This window comes from Haloprofundus salinisoli (assembly GCF_020097815.1).
Lineage (GTDB): Archaea > Halobacteriota > Halobacteria > Halobacteriales > Haloferacaceae > Haloprofundus > Haloprofundus salinisoli.
Genome location: NZ_CP083663.1, coordinates 1,552,666 through 1,566,456, shown reverse-complemented (window position 1 = coordinate 1,566,456; position 13,791 = coordinate 1,552,666). Strand labels below are relative to the sequence as shown.

The window sequence follows — 13,791 nt, the reverse complement described above, 5'->3', positions numbered from 1 at the left end:
ATTCGGCTTTAGATTATTAACTCGGCGGGAAGCGAGTCGCGTCGCTCGGCGCGAAAACGGCTGAGAGGAGTAAGCCCCCTTCTGTTCGTCCCGACATTCGGCTGAGCGTCCGCGTCCGTCGTCCGAACTACCGTGCGGCCGGGCGACGCACGAATCGCGCCGCGTCGGCCGCGTGGCGCGGACTTGCACCGGTGAGGTTTCGCCGTTCCATCCGTTCTCGGTCGTCAGCGTGACGGCGGTGCCGCCACGCTACCCTCTGTGGGTTAACTCCCCTCCCTTGCGGTCGGGTTCGCGCACGTCATCGGTCGGACCGAGGGGTCTCGTTTCTGTTCCAGAGCCAGCCGTCTCCGACTCCGGGCTTGCGCCCGGTCACCTGTTCGGACGGTGGGGGGACTTTCCTCATGTCCCGGCGACGCGCGACCGCGCCGCGGGTCACGGTGGTCGGGCTCTCTCTGCCGAGTCGAAGTAGTCTCAGGAGTCGAATAAGTCGTTCGGTCGGGTTCTACACTGTTATGCAGCCATTAAAATCCGTCAAAACCGTGTCTTGTGTGAAGGGAAGCGTTCAAGTCAATAGCGCTCCAGAATGGTTGTATGTCCGAGGCGCAAACCATACGCCTCTCCTACGAGGATGGGGCTCGGGCGGTTGAACTCGCTCGGGAGTCGGTCGAATCGTTCGTCTTGCATGGCCAACGAGAGCAACCGGGGAGCATGCGCGATGCGTTCTATGCTCGAACGGGCGCGTTCGTACGGTTACAGTCGACACGCGGGCGAAGACAGCTCCGTGGTTGTGCAGGGGCGTATCGGGGTAAAGACCAACTCGGCCACGCGATAGTCGACGCCGCCATCCAAGCGGCGTCGGGCGATTCGTGTGGCTCGGAGGTCGAGCCACCGGAGCTCCCGAATCTGAACATCTCGGTCTGCATCGTCAACAACACTATTCTCACCAACGACCCCCTCGCTGACCTCGAACTCGGGAGCCACGGGGTCGCCGTCGACAACGGCGGACAACACGGCTGGCTCTACCCGACGATTCCCGTCGAGAACGGCTGGAGCAAAGAGGAGTACCTCACGCGCGTCTGCCGAAAAGCGCGTCTCTCGCCGTTCGCCTGGAAGGACGACGACACGATGGTGACGCTGTTCGAGGGTCAGGTGTTCCGCGAGCGGTCCGACGGCGGCAGCGTCGAAGAGCTGTAACTCGCCGATTCCGATTTCGATTTTTCCAGACTCGACTCGACCCAGCAACAGCTACACCGCTGCGCCTCCGCTTCGCTTCGACACGGTTTTATCAGGTCCGGAAATCTTGAAAAGCAATGGTTGAAACAGATGTAACCAGGTCCTACCCGGCGTTCAGATACTCGGTTCGGTTCGTTCCGCACGCGTTGGTCCTCGCTGTCGGGTCGCTCTCGGTCAGTGTCGCCGTCGGGAGCGTTCTCGCCGGATTGCTCGGGGCCTGGTTCCCGATTCAGGGTGGCGTGCCGCAGCTCTGTCTCTTCCTCGTCGGGGTCGTCGTCAGCGTGCTCTCGACTGTCGCTATCGTCGCCGAGTTCCTCGGATTCGATTCTCGGTAGTCGACCTTCGTTCGACCCGGGAGTCGCTCTCACTCCGCGCCGAATCCGGTTCGCGCTGCGTCGGCCAGCGCGCGTTCTGCGGCCGCGTCGACGTCGAACGACCGGACGACCTCGCCGCCGCGGACCAACGGCTCCATCAGCGATTCGGCGTCGGCCGGTGCCGCTGCCCCGCGGAGGCCGACGTGGTGGCGGCCGTCGGGCGTCCGGTACACCTCCTTGACGCCGGAGAGTTTGCCCCGCTTGGCGATGGCTTCGCCGTCGATCTCGACGATGTCGAGCGCGAAGTCGACGGGCGTCGCGTTCGAGACGTAGCCCCCCACGCCGAAGCCGTCGACGACGTCGCGGAGGTGGCGGAGGTCGGTCGGTCCCAACCCGCCGCTGACGAAGACGTCGACGCCGTCGATGTCGCGGGCCTTCAGTTCCCAGCGCACCTCGCGGACGATGTGGCGGAAGTCGCCGCGACGCGAACTCGTCGTGTCGAGACGGACCCCCGAGAGGCGGTCGCCGAGCGCCTCCGCCGCCCGGACGACCTCGTCCTTCTCGTCGGAGAACGTGTCGCAGAGCGCGATGCGCGGCACGTCCTCGGGCACCGCCTCGTCGAACGCCAGCCACGCCCCCTCCTGGTTTCCGCGGCCGAAACAGAGCAACAGCGCGTGCGGCATCGTCCCGCTCGCCTCGCGGCCGAGTACGTCACCGGCGGCGACGTGCGAGAAGCCGTCGAGTCCGCCGAGAAGTGCGCTCCGCTCGACCATCGCCGCGATGGAGGGGTGGACGTGGCGCGCGCCGAACGAGAGCACGTTCGACTCCGGCGCGGCGACGCGGGTTTCGAGCGCGGCGGTGGCGACGCCGGAGGCGTGCGAGAGAAAGCCCAAGAGGGAGGTTTCGTAGCGCGCGAAGTCGAGGTAGTCGCCCTCGATTCGCATCACGGGTCCGCCGTCGAACAGCATCCCCTCGGGGAGGGCGTCGACGCGGACGCCGAGCGGGGCCAAGAGGGCGGCGGCGTCCTTCACGCCAGCGAGTAGCTCGAAGTCGCCGGAGGGGAACTGGTCGGCGGTGACTTCGGCGACGACGGGCGGGTTCTTGTCCGCGTGTCGGAGCGTCGTCTCGGTTCGGTCGAAGTAGGCGTCGGTGGCGCGACCCTCGCGAATGGCCTCGGGACCGACGATGTCGAACTCGCTGTCGCTCATACCGTCGCGTTCGGACGGACGACGCAAAAAGTCACCCTGTTGTTCGTCGGAGGAATCCGGAAACGAGACGACTCAGTCCGCGTCGTGCACCGCGTCCAACTGCTCGGTCGTCGGCGCGTTGACGACGGTGACGGTCGTCCCGTCCTGCGTCACGCGGAACGCGTCGCCGAACGGACTCTCCTCGGGGACGCGGTAGACGCCGTCGCCGACCTGCTCTGCGCCGAGGCGGTTCGTCAGCGTCGCGCGGTAGGCGTCGGCGAACTCGCGGGCGTCCCGCTCGGAGTCCCACTCGCTTTCGAAGACGTAGCCGTACTCGCCGTCGTCGGTCTGGTAGGGGACGACGGCGTCGCCGGCCCAGCCTTCGGTCGCCGGGTGCGAGTAGTTGTACGGCGAGTACTCGTCGGGACTGTCGCGGAGGCTCTCCTGGCTGATGTGGCCGTTCTGCCAGAACATCGCGTACAGCGACGCCTCGCCGACGGTGTCGGCGGCGGATCGGGTGTCGAAGCGCGACCACTCCGCCGACGACCGGTCCTCGACGGTGACGTTCACCGGTCGTTCGTCGGGATACTTCTCCGGGTGGATGATCTGTTCGGTACTCTGCGGTTTCTCGTCGTAGACGGCGTTGACCGCCTCCCAGCCGCCCTCCTGGTGGAGCATGTGCACGAACTGCGGGCCGTCGGCGTACGGCGTATAGATGGTGAGGAAGACGCCGGGCGCGCCGCTGTCGCCGCCGCCACCGCCGCCGCCGCTGTTCGGGCGGGGGACACAGTCCCACTCGGTTCCGCAACGCTGTTCGAACAGCGTCTCGGTGTAGCGGGCGTCGCCCTCGACGATGCCGTTTCGCGCGAGTTGCCGGTCTTGCGTCGCCGCGTTACTTTCGAGGCCGAAGTGCTGGTCTTGCAGCGCGTGGACGAGTTCGTGCGCCAGCGTCGTTCGGTCGATGACGGGCGTCTCCGAGTCGCTGACGATGACGATGCGGTTCTCGCTCGGCGAGTAGTAGCCCAGCACCGAGCCGCCGTAGACGGAGTCCATCACGTCCGAGACGTTCCGGTCCTCGCCGACGAGCAACAGCGACTCCCACACCTGGTTGTTCCACGCCTCGTACTCGGCGTCGCCCGCCCCGCCCCGTTGCTGTCTGTACTCTGCGCGGGAGATGACTTCGACCGGAACCGGCTCTTCGAACTCCAACTGCCGGACCAGTTCGACGCGGGCCATCGTCCGGGCGACGAACGCCTCGCGCTCGGTCTCGTTCAGTCCGTCGGACTGATCGATGTCGAGCGGGTCGGCGGCGGCGTAGCCGTTCTCCCAGCCGAGGCGGTCTTCGCCGTCGCTTTGCCCGAATCCGTCGTCGAACGGCGACCCGTCCGTCAACGGCGCGGCGCACCCGGCGAGGACCACGCAGACGACGAGTGCGACTGTGATGCGCGTGTTCACACCTCTACGTTGGGGTGCGCCGCGAAAAGCGTTCCCACAGGGCGGCTCCGGGTCGAACCGCCGGCTACGGCGGGAACCGGCGGAAGCGAGAAGAACGGAGTTCAGACGCGATCCGGTCCGCGCGGGCTACGACTGCGTCGCCCGGACGTCTGAGAGCTGTTCGACGGTCGGCGCGTTGACGATGTAGACGGTGTCGCCGTCCTGGACGACGCGGAACGCGTCCGCGAAGCCGTTGTCACCCTCGGCGATGCGGTAAACCGTCCCGGGTCCGGCGGCGTCTCGGAGCTCCTGTGCGCTTCGGAACTGCAGGAGTCGCTCGTAGCCGTCGACGAACTCACCGGCCTCCGAGGAGTTGTCCCAGACGAGTTTCCAGACGTAACCGGTTTCGCCGGCGTCGTTCTGGTAGGCGACGAAACGGTCACCGCGGAAGCCGTCGGTGTACGGGTGGTCGTAGTTGAACGGGTCGAACTGTTCGATTTCGCCGCTCTCGTTGAGGTTGTACCAGTGACGGGCGGGGATTATCTGCGTCTGTCCCCGCGTCTCGTACAGCGGGTAGACGAGCATCGCGTTGACGCCCGCCTCGCCGAGTTCGCCGTAGTTCGGCCGACCCTCGGGTTCGAGTTGCTGCCACGTGCCGCTCGTCCGGTCGGTCACCGTGGGTTCGACCGGTCTGTCGTCGGGGTAGCGCTCGGGGTGGATGACCTGTTCGGTGCTGGCCGGCGGATTCTCGTAGGCTGCGTTGACCGCCTCCCAGCCGCCCTGTTCGCGGAGTTGGCGGACGAACGTCGGCCCGTCGCTGTACGGCTGATACTGGATGAGGTACGGGCCGTAGTTGGCGAGGCCGCCGCCACCGCCGCTTCGGGCGCTGTCTTCGAGGCAGTCCCACTCGGCGTCGCAGCGCCGCTCGTACAGCCAGTCGACGTAGTTGCCGTCACCCTCGACGAGACCGTCGACGGCGTTGTGCTTCTCGCGCGTCGACTGGTTGTAGCGCGTCAGGTCGAACTGCTGGTCCTGCAGCGCGTGGAACAGCTCCTGAGCGAGCGTCACCTCGTTCAGCTTCGGCGAGGTGGTGTTCTCGCTCACGACGACGATGCGCTTCTCGGCGGGGCTGTAGTAACCGCCGACGGAGGCACCGGTGTTCGAGTTCTGGACGGCGATGGAGTCCGTCGACTCGTTTATCATGAACAGCGCCTCGAACTGCGCGTTGTCGAACGCGCGGCGCTGCGGCGGGTAGTTCTCCGCGCTGCCGGCCGACTGGTTGCGGAACTCCGCCCGCGAGATCACTTCGACGGGGACCGACTCCTCGAACTCCAGGCCGCGAATGCGCTCGACGCGCGCCATCGAACGGTTGACGACCGCGTCGAGTTCCGACTCGTTGAGGCCGTCGGACTGGTCGACAGTGAGCGTCTCGTTGTACCAGTAGCCGCCCTCCCAGCCGAGTCTGTCGGAGTCGGGGTCCGGCGGCGCGTCGGCCATGCCGTCGCCGGAGGGAGGCGCGTCACCGGCCGGCGGGGCGCTGTCGGTCGAATCGGCCGTGTCAGCCGTGTCAGTGGCGGTCGACGGTGCGCCGTCCGTGTCGTCGGGGGCGGCGGGCGTCGAGTTCGGTTCCTCCGAACCGACGAACCCGGCACAGCCCGACAGCACCATCAGCACGGCGACCGCAACCGCGAGCGTACGTCGCATACGTCTCCATCGGGGTCGAGCGTGAAAAACCGTCGCTCGAACGTCATCGCCTGCGACGACGTCGCGCCGTCAGCGCCGATACGTGACGGGGACTTCGACCTGCCAAACGGTTTACTCGCCGCGAACCGAGAGAAGCGTATGTACGATCCGGACCGAACCGCCGTCGTCGTCGTCGACATGCAGAACGGGTTCTGTCACCCCGACGGCAGCCTCTACGCCCCCGCCAGTGAGGATGTGACCGACCCCGTTTCGACGCTCGTAGAGCGCGCGCACGACGCCGGTGCGCGCGCCGTCTACACCCGCGACGTCCACCCGCCCGAGCAGTTCGACGGTAACCACTACTACGACGAGTTCGACCGCTGGGGCGAACACGTCGTCGAAGGGACGTGGGAGACCGAACTCGTCGACGAACTCGACGTCCGCGAGGACGACCACGTCGTCACCAAACACAGCTACGACGCATTCTATCAGACAGAACTGGAGGGTTGGCTGAACGCCCACGGCGTGAAGGACCTCCTCATCTGCGGGACGCTGGCGAACGTCTGCGTGCTCCACACCGCCGGGAGCGCCGGCCTCCGCGACTTCCGGCCGATTCTGGTCACCGACGCGGTCGGCTACATCGAAGAGGGACACAAGGAGTACGCCGTCGACCACGCCGACTGGCTGTTCGGCGAGACGACGACGCTCGACGACGTGGCGTTCGAGTAATTCGAGGTGGCGGCCGAGCAATCAGCGGAACAGTCGGTAGGCGGCCTGGCCGGTGGCGACGGCCTCGGTTCCCCCGTCGGGGGTTGGGCTCTCGACGGTGATGTCGCTGACGCCGATGCTCCCGCCCGCCCGGACGACGTCCGCCGTCGCCGTCAGGTCACCCGAGGCGCGGCGCAGGTAGTTGACGTTGAGGTTCACCGTGGCGACGCCACCCTGCGTCGGGTCGTCGAACGTCGACCGCTGGGCGACGCCGCCCACGGTGTCGACGAGCGTCGCAGCGACGCCCCCGTGAATCGTCGGCGGCGACGTGGTGTTGGTGAGTTTCTCGTCGTACGGAATCGACATCACGACGCGTCCGCGTTCGATGCTGTCGACGCGCGTGTTCAACCACGAGAGGTAGCCGTGTTCCTGTTCGATGAACTGCTGGAGGAGCGCGGCGGCGTCCGACGGAAACGACTCGGAATCGTCCATGCTCGCGTTCGTCCACCGAGGCGTTTGTAGCCGCCGATTTGTTCGAGACGAGTTGCGACGGTGGAGTGATACGGGAGAACGGCGTATCGAGCGCATGGACTCAACGTCGGGCGGAAGTCGGGCGGACGACGAGTCAAGGGCGAGCGGAACCGAATCGACCGAATCGAACGCCGCAGCGACCGAAACGACGTCGTCGGAGGAGACGCCGGACGACTCCCGTTCCGGAAGCGGCGGCGGTAGCGGACCCGAGTACGAGACGAACTTCCGGGACCACCCCGACTGTTACTCGGTCGGCCGCGGCGAGGAAGGCGTCTTCAAGGTCCAACCGTACAAGGGCGAACTCCTGGCGTTGTGGAGTTACGCAGACCGGGCGACGGCCGACGAGTCCGGCGACGCCATCTACGGTCGGTTCCTCGACTACCGCGACGCCGGCGACTTCGTCGGAATGGACATGGCCCGAAAGTACCTCCAGATGGGTTACACTCGGTCGATGCGCTACGCGCGCTATCCCGGCGGCAAGAAGTACGACGACGACGGCAAGGAGCGCGACGCCCAACACTGGGCCGACGACGACAAACGCGAAGCGGCGCTCGTCTACGAAGCCTGGTGGAGTAAGGCCGAAGCCGACGAGACGTACGCCGAGCGGAAGAAAGAACACCGCGAGAAACACGGATAACCCCCGACGCCGTGCCCGCCCGCCGCTCTGGCGGCGTGCTTACCCCAGACGAATCGGGTCGTCGCTCGACACGAGTTCGACCCGGACGTCGTCGCCGACGGCGAACGCGTGACCCTCGTGGAAGACGAGTTTCGCCCCGAACGCCGAGTCCTGCGCGAGAAACAGCGAGAGTCCGGTCGCTCGTTCGCCGTCGGCTACCACGTCGAAAGAGTTCCAGCGGACGTCGCGTCCGGCCACGGACCCGACCGGAAAGTCGAGAAACGAGAGCGGTGCGTCCGCCGCTTCCCGACCCGTGCGGCCGCCGGTGAGCGCCCTCTCGCCGGTAGGGACCCCATCGCCGGTGAGTACCCCACCGCCAGTGTAGTGCGCCAACCCGCCGTCGAGAACGCGCCCGTCGTCGGCGGCGATGCCGGCGAAGTACGCGCCGGGGTCGGGATGCGACGGCGCATCGAGCAGCACGTACGTCTCTCCCACCTCGACGACGGTCCCGGTGCCGTCCCAGCCGAGCGGTTCGACAGGCGCGTCGAGCGTCAGCGGGAGCGACCCGCCCGCGCGGTAGGCGTTCTGGTCGGCGCGGCGGAAGCCGAGGTGGACGTGGTTGTCGACCCACTGGCCGAAGAACCCCGATCGGACCATCTCGCCGAGCGACTCGCCCGCTTCGACGTACTGACCGGGTTCGACCGCCGGGTCGACGTGGAGGATGCGGGCGACGTAGTCGCTCTCGTGGTCTCCGTCACCGGTCCTCTCTCCGCCGTCGAACCGAACCCCCGGCGAGTTCGCCTCATCGACGGCGACCACGATGAGGTGGTCCGCTTCGACTGCGTACGGTTTCGGCGGCGCGCGCACCGACTTCGTGTCGAGGACCTCGCCCGAGATCGGCGAGAGTCCGTCGTTCGTCTCGGGGTAGAGGTCGACGGCACAGCCGCGGTCGTGCGCCGGGTACGGCGAGTTGTACAGCGAGAAGCGCCGGTAGCGTTCGACGACGGGCGAGGAGAGCGTGACCGTCATTGACGGGAGGTGGGCGTTCGGGGCTATAGCCCCGTCGAACTGAAAGACCGGGAAGCCGAGACAGCCGGGAAACCGGGGGACGGCCGGAAAGCCGGGGGGCCGGAAGCCGAGACGGTTAGGTACGCCGAGCGCGCAGGGGCGGTATGCGAGTCGTACGCGGCAGGGCGAGCGACCCGGAGGCCGACCGCGACGCGACGGCGACGCTGCTCGAAGACGCCGCCGAGACGGGCGTTTCGGCGCTCCGCGTCTGGTCGCCGCACCGCCAGCTCGCGTTTGGGCGGCGCGACGCGCGCGCCGAGGGTTACGACGCCGCCCGCGACGCGGCCGAGGAGCGGGGGTATCCGCCCTTAGAGCGGAGCGTCGGCGGCCGCGCCGTCGCCTACACGGGGGCGACGCTCGCGTTCGCACACGCCTGCCCGGTCAAGAATATGCGTCGCGGGTTGGACGAGCGGTACGACGACGCGGTGTCGACGGTGATTCGTGCACTCGAAACGGTCGGGGTCGACGCCGATCGGGGCGAACCGCCCGAGTCGTTCTGCCCGGGCGCGCACTCCGTGCAGTGCGATGGCAAAATCGCGGGCATCGCACAACGCGTCCGCAAGGGTTCGGCGCTCGTCTCCGGCTGCGTGCTCGTCGCCGACCACGAGGAGATCTCGCGGGTTTTAGAGCCGGTGTACGCGGCGCTGTCAGTGCCGTTCGACCCCGAGTCGGTCGGCAGCGTCGCTCACGCTGGCGGCGACGGAGACGCGGAAAAAGTCGCTCGGGCGCTGGAGGCGGCGTTCGTCGGAGACGAAGCGGCGGTCGAGCGCGTCGAATCGGTGACGGGGTGAGCGTCGGCTACCGAAGTCGCCGGTAGAGACGGAGCAGCACCGAGAGGGCCGTGCCGATGCCCGGTACGCGCGACGAGAGCGCGGCCGCCGCGAGGAGCAGGACGCCGCTCACGCGCCGGCCCTTGGAGAACGCCACGATGGCGTCGACGAGCGTCGAGACGATACTCAGTTTGTTCATCGAGTTGACGTTGGTAGTCATCTACGGGGAAGACGACGCGCGAGGTAATAAGCGACTACCGAGCGCGCCGGACGCTTCGCCGACGGCTCGCGCGGACCGCCACCGTTTACCACCCCGCCCGACGACACGCAGACAGTCCGAAAATGCTCATCACACACGCACGCCTCGCCGACGGCCGGGAGGTCGACGTCCGGACCGAGGGCGAGACCATCGCGGCGGTCGAACCCGCGGGGTCGCTCTCGCCCGACGGCGACGAACTCGAACTGGAGGCCGACGACCGACTGCTTCTGCCCGGTGCCATCGACGCGCACGTCCACTTCCGCGAACCCGGCTACTCGCACAAGGAGACGTGGGAGACGGGGTCGAAGAGCGCCGCCGCAGGCGGCGTCACCGCCGTCGTCGACCAGCCGAACACCAGTCCCCCGACCATCGACGGCGACGCGTTCGACGAGAAAAGCGAGTTGGCCGAAAAATCGCTCGTCGACTACGGCATCAGCGGCGGCGTCACGGAGTCGTGGGACCCCGACTCGCTGTTCGACCGGCCGCTGTTCGCGCTCGGCGAGGTGTTTCTCGCCGACTCGACCGGCGACATGGGTATCGACGCCGGCCTGTTCGCCGAGGCCGTCGCCCGCGCCGCCGACGCCGGTGTGACTGTGAGCGTCCACGCCGAGGACGCCGAGCTGTTCGACGAGAGCGTGAAGGGCCAGGATGCAGGGGGCGAAGGCCGCAAGGCCGACGCCGACCCGTGGAGCGCCTTCCGGACCGCGGAGGCCGAAGCCGCCGCCGTCGAGCGAGCACTCGACGTGGGCGCGGAGTCGGCCGCGTCGATTCACATCGCCCACACCAGCACGCCCGAGGGCGTCGACGCCGCGAGCGAGGCGGGCGCGACCTGCGAGGTGACGCCGCACCACCTGCTGTTGTCGCGCGACGACCTCTCCGAATTGGGCACCTACGGCCGGATGAACCCGCCGCTGCGGAGCGAGAAGCGCCGGGAGGCGGTCTACGAGCGCGTCGCCGACGGCACCGTCGATATTATCGCAACTGACCACGCGCCGCACACCCGCGAGGAGAAGGAGACCGACCTCTGGAGCGCCCCCAGCGGCGTCCCGGGCGTCGAGACGATGCTACCGCTCCTTTTGAACGAGGCCCGCGAGGGTCGATTGACGTACGAGCGCGTCCGCGACCTCACCGCTGCGAACCCGGCGCGCATCTTCGACTTGCCGCGGAAAGGCGCGGTCGAAGTCGGCAGGGACGCCGACCTCGTGCTCGTCGACCCCGAGGATCCGAGAGAGATTCGCGGCGACGACCTCCACAGCAACTGCGAGTGGACGCCGTTCGAGGGCTTCTCGGGGGTGTTCCCGCAGGTGACGACGGTCCGCGGACGAGTCGTCTACGACCCCGAGGGCGAGACGGGCACGCTGTCGTCGACGTTCGGCGACGCTGCGGGCGCGAACGTCAGAGAGTAGTCTGTGAGCGGAGCACCTCCGACAGCGAGTCGTTCGGAAAAATGAGCCGCAACCGTCGAAACCCGAACTGCCTCGGGAATACGTTTCGTCGCCTATCGGTCGTCTGTCGTCGCGCGGCGTTACTCGAGGACGCGGCTCAGCAGACCCTGACTCTCGGGGTTGACGACGACCGAGTTCTCGAGTCGGTCGGCCATCCCCTTCTGCCGCATGTAGCTGGCGAACGCGAGGAACGTCGGCGGCCAGAGGCCAATGAAGATGCCCTGCGTCTTGTTGCCGCGGACGTAGAACTGATACCACGACAGCGCCACCGAGAGCGCCGACGCGATGAGCGCGACGTCAGCGCCGGACTCTTCGGCCTCGGCCATTTGTTTCTGCGACCCTTGCGACATCTGATTCTGCGATTGCCCTAAAATCGACATTGCATACAATAGGGCCACGAGCATACGTAAGATGGTTGTGCCTTATTTTTCGATGAAAACAAGTAGCGGACGCCGAGTGTCGCTTCTCGAAGTCTGTCGCCGAGAGCAGAGTCACCGCGCCGCCGAAACGAAGCTTTTTGCCCTCGCTCCGGCACGGCGCTGATATGAACGACCATCCACTGATGGGGAAGGAGGCGGCGTGGGAAGCCGTCGTCGCCGACATGGAGGCAACCGCCGAGGCGTACCGAGAGGGGGGATGGGAGACGGTCGAACTCCACCCGGGCGACGTGCTCCCGCTCTCCGGCGTAGATATCGGGGTGGACGTCGGCGACGAGCCCGGTGGCGACGCGACGGACGCCTCCGAGGAACGCGCCGACTGGAGCGGACTCGACGTGCTGCTGCCGGGCAACGAGTTCAGTGCCGTCGAAGCCGTCGTCGAGGCGTCGACGTTCGACGAGTCGGAAGTGCTCCGGACGCGAGAAGACGGCGTGGTTCTCGCCGTGGTGGTGATGAAAGCCTCGGCCGAAAAGCAGGCCGTGTTCGTCCCGCTGTACTACGATATCGCCGACATCGCGGGCGTGGCGAACGCCGCGCGGAGCGCCGGGCGTCTCGAACTGGCGCTGCGGCCGCTGTCGAACGACCAGCGGGTGTTGTTCGCGCTGGACGACCCCGAGCTGGTGTTACCGGAGTAGCCGTGAACTGAGGGACACAGTCACACCCCGAAACGGCCGACAACGGCCGGGAGGGGGCGCGAGTATCCGGCGACGCCTTTCGACGTTCTTTTTATCCGCGACCGTTTCGTACCCCGTATGGCAGATTTCAAAGTCGTCGTCGCCGACCCCGAAGACGGCTCGACGCACCAGTTCGACGTGGACGGACAGGACGCGAACCGATTCCTCGGCCGAGATCTCGGCGACGAAGTCGACGGCGGTGCCGTCGGCCTCGACGGGTTCTCCCTCGAACTCACCGGTGGCTCCGACAAAGCCGGCCGTCCGATGCGCAAGGACGTCCCCGGTCCGAACCTCAAGTCGCTGCTGCTCGAAGGCGGCGTCGGCTACAAGCCCTCCCGCGACGGCGAGCGCAAGCGGATCAGCGTCCGCGGCCGCGAGATCAGCGACGAAGTCGTTCAGATCAACGCCAAAGTCGTCGACGGCGGCAGCGTCACCGACGCGCTCGGCGGCGACGAAGACGACGACGAGGAAGGCGGCGACGAAGACGACGAGTAATCCGCAGTCCGATTCCGACCGTTTTTCCCCACCGCAGCCCGAGTGACGACCATGCCGGACCGCGTCTCGCACGACAACCCCTCGGTGACGACGTACCGCGCTCGACTCGAACGAAGCGGCGGCACGCGGCGTCCCTGCCTCCGCCTTCCAGACGAAGTCGAAGCCGAGGGCGGCGACGTCGTCCGACTCGTTCTCGACGGCGACGAGCGCCACGCGAAAGTCGACAGCGACGCTCAGGGACCGCTGATTCGCGGCGCGTACGACAACCGCCGCCTGGCTCGCACGCCCGGCGCGGGCGAGAACCGACTGGTCGAGTGGGCCGAGTCGAACGACCGAAAACCGGGTACGAGCGTCGAACTCGACGAAGTCGAACCCGGCTACCTCTACGGTCTCCGCGTGCCGGGCAAACGCGCCGTCTACAGCGTCACCCACCAGCCGAAGTCGTCGTTGGCGGATATCGCGCGGCAGTTGGACGAGTAGCGAGAGCCACGAGAGAGCGATTCACCGGGATCGAGACCGGCACGAAGAGCTATGTTGTCAGTGAATCAATCAGTAGCTATGGAAGTACTCTCGCCGGCCTTCCGTCGAACCGTGCGTGACCACTCGACCGGTCTCGCGTTCGCGTTCCTCCTCCTCGTCTGGATTCCCGTCTCCGAAGGCTGGCTGGTCGAACCGCTGTACGCCATCCTATATCCCGTCTGGTTGCCGGGGTATCTCGCCGTCCTGGGCGCATCGGCCGTTCGCAACCTCTATCTCCCCTGGCTGGGCAGCGGACTGTCGTTCTACACCATCGCGCTCGCACTGTTGTTTCTCGAAGCGGCGTTGGTGGCCCGCCTCCTCCGGTTCGTCGCGTGGGCGTATCGGGCGCGACGCGGCGGCGGAGGAAACGGCGGTAACCGCGGACACGACAAACGGAACGACGGCCCAGTCGCGTAAC

The 13,791-nt window shown here is 67.2% G+C and carries 17 protein-coding genes and 1 other RNA gene; 10 read left to right on the top strand and 8 right to left on the bottom strand.

The window, feature by feature from the left end; all coding sequences use genetic code 11:
* Nucleotides 1–58 precede the first annotated feature (58 nt).
* Nucleotides 59–457, bottom strand: an RNA gene (rnpB, locus tag LAQ73_RS08325) — RNase P RNA component.
* Between the two features lie 134 nt (nucleotides 458–591).
* Between rnpB and LAQ73_RS08320 the strand changes: the two genes are divergently transcribed.
* Together LAQ73_RS08320 and LAQ73_RS08315 are read left to right on the top strand one after the other, a co-directional pair.
* Entirely contained in the window at nucleotides 592–1,194 is a 603-nt protein-coding gene (locus LAQ73_RS08320) for a TIGR00296 family protein (protein WP_224267820.1), read from the top strand.
* Nucleotides 1,195–1,310: 116 nt separating this feature from the next.
* The gene (locus LAQ73_RS08315; protein WP_224267819.1) at nucleotides 1,311–1,568 is read left to right on the top strand and encodes a hypothetical protein; all 258 of its coding nucleotides are present in this window, start codon (nucleotides 1,311–1,313) and stop codon (nucleotides 1,566–1,568) included.
* 29 nt (nucleotides 1,569–1,597) lie between these two features.
* On the opposite strand, the gene LAQ73_RS08310 is transcribed toward LAQ73_RS08315, so the two are convergent.
* From LAQ73_RS08310 to LAQ73_RS08300, 3 genes are all read right to left on the bottom strand, one after another.
* Nucleotides 1,598–2,755 (bottom strand): nicotinate phosphoribosyltransferase, encoded by a 1,158-nt coding sequence (locus tag LAQ73_RS08310; RefSeq protein WP_224267818.1) that lies wholly within the window; start codon nucleotides 2,753–2,755, stop codon nucleotides 1,598–1,600.
* 72 nt (nucleotides 2,756–2,827) lie between these two features.
* Nucleotides 2,828–4,189, bottom strand: a complete 1,362-nt coding sequence (locus LAQ73_RS08305; protein ID WP_224267817.1) for an Hvo_1808 family surface protein — start codon at nucleotides 4,187–4,189, stop codon at nucleotides 2,828–2,830.
* Nucleotides 4,190–4,315: 126 nt separating this feature from the next.
* Entirely contained in the window at nucleotides 4,316–5,872 is a 1,557-nt protein-coding gene (locus tag LAQ73_RS08300) for an Hvo_1808 family surface protein (protein WP_224267816.1), read from the bottom strand.
* A 138-nt stretch (nucleotides 5,873–6,010) separates the two neighbouring features.
* On the opposite strand from LAQ73_RS08300, the gene LAQ73_RS08295 reads away from it, so the two are divergent.
* Nucleotides 6,011–6,580: a cysteine hydrolase family protein gene (locus LAQ73_RS08295; protein ID WP_224267815.1), complete on the top strand. Its 570-nt coding sequence runs from the start codon at nucleotides 6,011–6,013 to the stop codon at nucleotides 6,578–6,580.
* 21 nt (nucleotides 6,581–6,601) lie between these two features.
* Here the strand turns inward: LAQ73_RS08295 and LAQ73_RS08290 are convergent, their stop codons facing one another.
* On the bottom strand, nucleotides 6,602–7,051 hold the full coding sequence (locus LAQ73_RS08290; RefSeq protein ID WP_224267814.1) for a PaaI family thioesterase: 450 nt from the start codon (nucleotides 7,049–7,051) through the stop codon (nucleotides 6,602–6,604).
* Between the two features lie 94 nt (nucleotides 7,052–7,145).
* Between LAQ73_RS08290 and LAQ73_RS08285 the strand changes: the two genes are divergently transcribed.
* On the top strand, nucleotides 7,146–7,727 hold the full coding sequence (locus LAQ73_RS08285; protein WP_224267813.1) for a DUF4385 domain-containing protein: 582 nt from the start codon (nucleotides 7,146–7,148) through the stop codon (nucleotides 7,725–7,727).
* Nucleotides 7,728–7,766: 39 nt separating this feature from the next.
* Here LAQ73_RS08285 and LAQ73_RS08280 read toward each other — a convergent pair whose 3' ends face one another.
* Entirely contained in the window at nucleotides 7,767–8,735 is a 969-nt protein-coding gene (locus LAQ73_RS08280; protein WP_224267812.1) for a M23 family metallopeptidase, read from the bottom strand.
* Between the two features lie 143 nt (nucleotides 8,736–8,878).
* Between LAQ73_RS08280 and LAQ73_RS08275 the strand changes: the two genes are divergently transcribed.
* Entirely contained in the window at nucleotides 8,879–9,565 is a 687-nt protein-coding gene (locus LAQ73_RS08275; protein ID WP_224267811.1) for a lipoate--protein ligase family protein, read from the top strand.
* A 7-nt stretch (nucleotides 9,566–9,572) separates the two neighbouring features.
* Here the strand turns inward: LAQ73_RS08275 and LAQ73_RS08270 are convergent, their stop codons facing one another.
* Nucleotides 9,573–9,764 carry a hypothetical protein gene (locus LAQ73_RS08270; RefSeq protein ID WP_224267810.1) on the bottom strand — a complete coding sequence of 64 codons (192 nt, stop codon included), beginning with the start codon at nucleotides 9,762–9,764 and terminating at the stop codon, nucleotides 9,573–9,575.
* A gap of 122 nt (nucleotides 9,765–9,886) precedes the next feature.
* Between LAQ73_RS08270 and LAQ73_RS08265 the strand changes: the two genes are divergently transcribed.
* Nucleotides 9,887–11,209: a dihydroorotase gene (locus tag LAQ73_RS08265; RefSeq protein WP_224267809.1), complete on the top strand. Its 1,323-nt coding sequence runs from the start codon at nucleotides 9,887–9,889 to the stop codon at nucleotides 11,207–11,209.
* Nucleotides 11,210–11,328: 119 nt separating this feature from the next.
* Here the strand turns inward: LAQ73_RS08265 and LAQ73_RS08260 are convergent, their stop codons facing one another.
* The gene (locus LAQ73_RS08260; protein WP_224267808.1) at nucleotides 11,329–11,574 is read right to left on the bottom strand and encodes a hypothetical protein; all 246 of its coding nucleotides are present in this window, start codon (nucleotides 11,572–11,574) and stop codon (nucleotides 11,329–11,331) included.
* A gap of 218 nt (nucleotides 11,575–11,792) precedes the next feature.
* On the opposite strand from LAQ73_RS08260, the gene LAQ73_RS08255 reads away from it, so the two are divergent.
* From LAQ73_RS08255 to LAQ73_RS08240, 4 genes are all read left to right on the top strand, one after another.
* Nucleotides 11,793–12,320 carry a DUF7529 family protein gene (locus tag LAQ73_RS08255; protein ID WP_224267807.1) on the top strand — a complete coding sequence of 176 codons (528 nt, stop codon included), beginning with the start codon at nucleotides 11,793–11,795 and terminating at the stop codon, nucleotides 12,318–12,320.
* Nucleotides 12,321–12,437: 117 nt separating this feature from the next.
* Entirely contained in the window at nucleotides 12,438–12,854 is a 417-nt protein-coding gene (locus LAQ73_RS08250; protein ID WP_224267806.1) for a 30S ribosomal protein S6e, read from the top strand.
* Nucleotides 12,855–12,905: 51 nt separating this feature from the next.
* On the top strand, nucleotides 12,906–13,334 hold the full coding sequence (locus LAQ73_RS08245) for a DUF7112 family protein (protein WP_224267805.1): 429 nt from the start codon (nucleotides 12,906–12,908) through the stop codon (nucleotides 13,332–13,334).
* Nucleotides 13,335–13,412: 78 nt separating this feature from the next.
* Complete coding sequence (locus LAQ73_RS08240; protein WP_224267804.1) at nucleotides 13,413–13,790, top strand: hypothetical protein; 378 nt, start codon at nucleotides 13,413–13,415, stop codon at nucleotides 13,788–13,790.
* Nucleotide 13,791 lies beyond the last annotated feature (1 nt).

Excerpts from the sequence above, each read along its gene's own strand:
- LAQ73_RS08320 (WP_224267820.1), top strand. The coding sequence starts at position 592 with ATGTCCGAGGCGCAAACCATACGCCTCTCCTACGAGGATGGGGCTCGG.
- LAQ73_RS08315 (WP_224267819.1), top strand. The coding sequence starts at position 1,311 with ATGGTTGAAACAGATGTAACCAGGTCCTACCCGGCGTTCAGATACTCG.
- LAQ73_RS08310 (WP_224267818.1), bottom strand. The coding sequence starts at position 2,755 with ATGAGCGACAGCGAGTTCGACATCGTCGGTCCCGAGGCCATTCGCGAG.
- LAQ73_RS08300 (WP_224267816.1), bottom strand. The coding sequence starts at position 5,872 with ATGCGACGTACGCTCGCGGTTGCGGTCGCCGTGCTGATGGTGCTGTCG.
- LAQ73_RS08295 (WP_224267815.1), top strand. The coding sequence starts at position 6,011 with ATGTACGATCCGGACCGAACCGCCGTCGTCGTCGTCGACATGCAGAAC.
- LAQ73_RS08290 (WP_224267814.1), bottom strand. The coding sequence starts at position 7,051 with ATGGACGATTCCGAGTCGTTTCCGTCGGACGCCGCCGCGCTCCTCCAG.
- LAQ73_RS08285 (WP_224267813.1), top strand. The coding sequence starts at position 7,146 with ATGGACTCAACGTCGGGCGGAAGTCGGGCGGACGACGAGTCAAGGGCG.
- LAQ73_RS08280 (WP_224267812.1), bottom strand. The coding sequence starts at position 8,735 with ATGACGGTCACGCTCTCCTCGCCCGTCGTCGAACGCTACCGGCGCTTC.
- LAQ73_RS08275 (WP_224267811.1), top strand. The coding sequence starts at position 8,879 with ATGCGAGTCGTACGCGGCAGGGCGAGCGACCCGGAGGCCGACCGCGAC.
- LAQ73_RS08270 (WP_224267810.1), bottom strand. The coding sequence starts at position 9,764 with ATGACTACCAACGTCAACTCGATGAACAAACTGAGTATCGTCTCGACG.
- LAQ73_RS08265 (WP_224267809.1), top strand. The coding sequence starts at position 9,887 with ATGCTCATCACACACGCACGCCTCGCCGACGGCCGGGAGGTCGACGTC.
- LAQ73_RS08260 (WP_224267808.1), bottom strand. The coding sequence starts at position 11,574 with ATGGCCGAGGCCGAAGAGTCCGGCGCTGACGTCGCGCTCATCGCGTCG.
- LAQ73_RS08255 (WP_224267807.1), top strand. The coding sequence starts at position 11,793 with ATGAACGACCATCCACTGATGGGGAAGGAGGCGGCGTGGGAAGCCGTC.
- LAQ73_RS08250 (WP_224267806.1), top strand. The coding sequence starts at position 12,438 with ATGGCAGATTTCAAAGTCGTCGTCGCCGACCCCGAAGACGGCTCGACG.
- LAQ73_RS08245 (WP_224267805.1), top strand. The coding sequence starts at position 12,906 with ATGCCGGACCGCGTCTCGCACGACAACCCCTCGGTGACGACGTACCGC.
- LAQ73_RS08240 (WP_224267804.1), top strand. The coding sequence starts at position 13,413 with ATGGAAGTACTCTCGCCGGCCTTCCGTCGAACCGTGCGTGACCACTCG.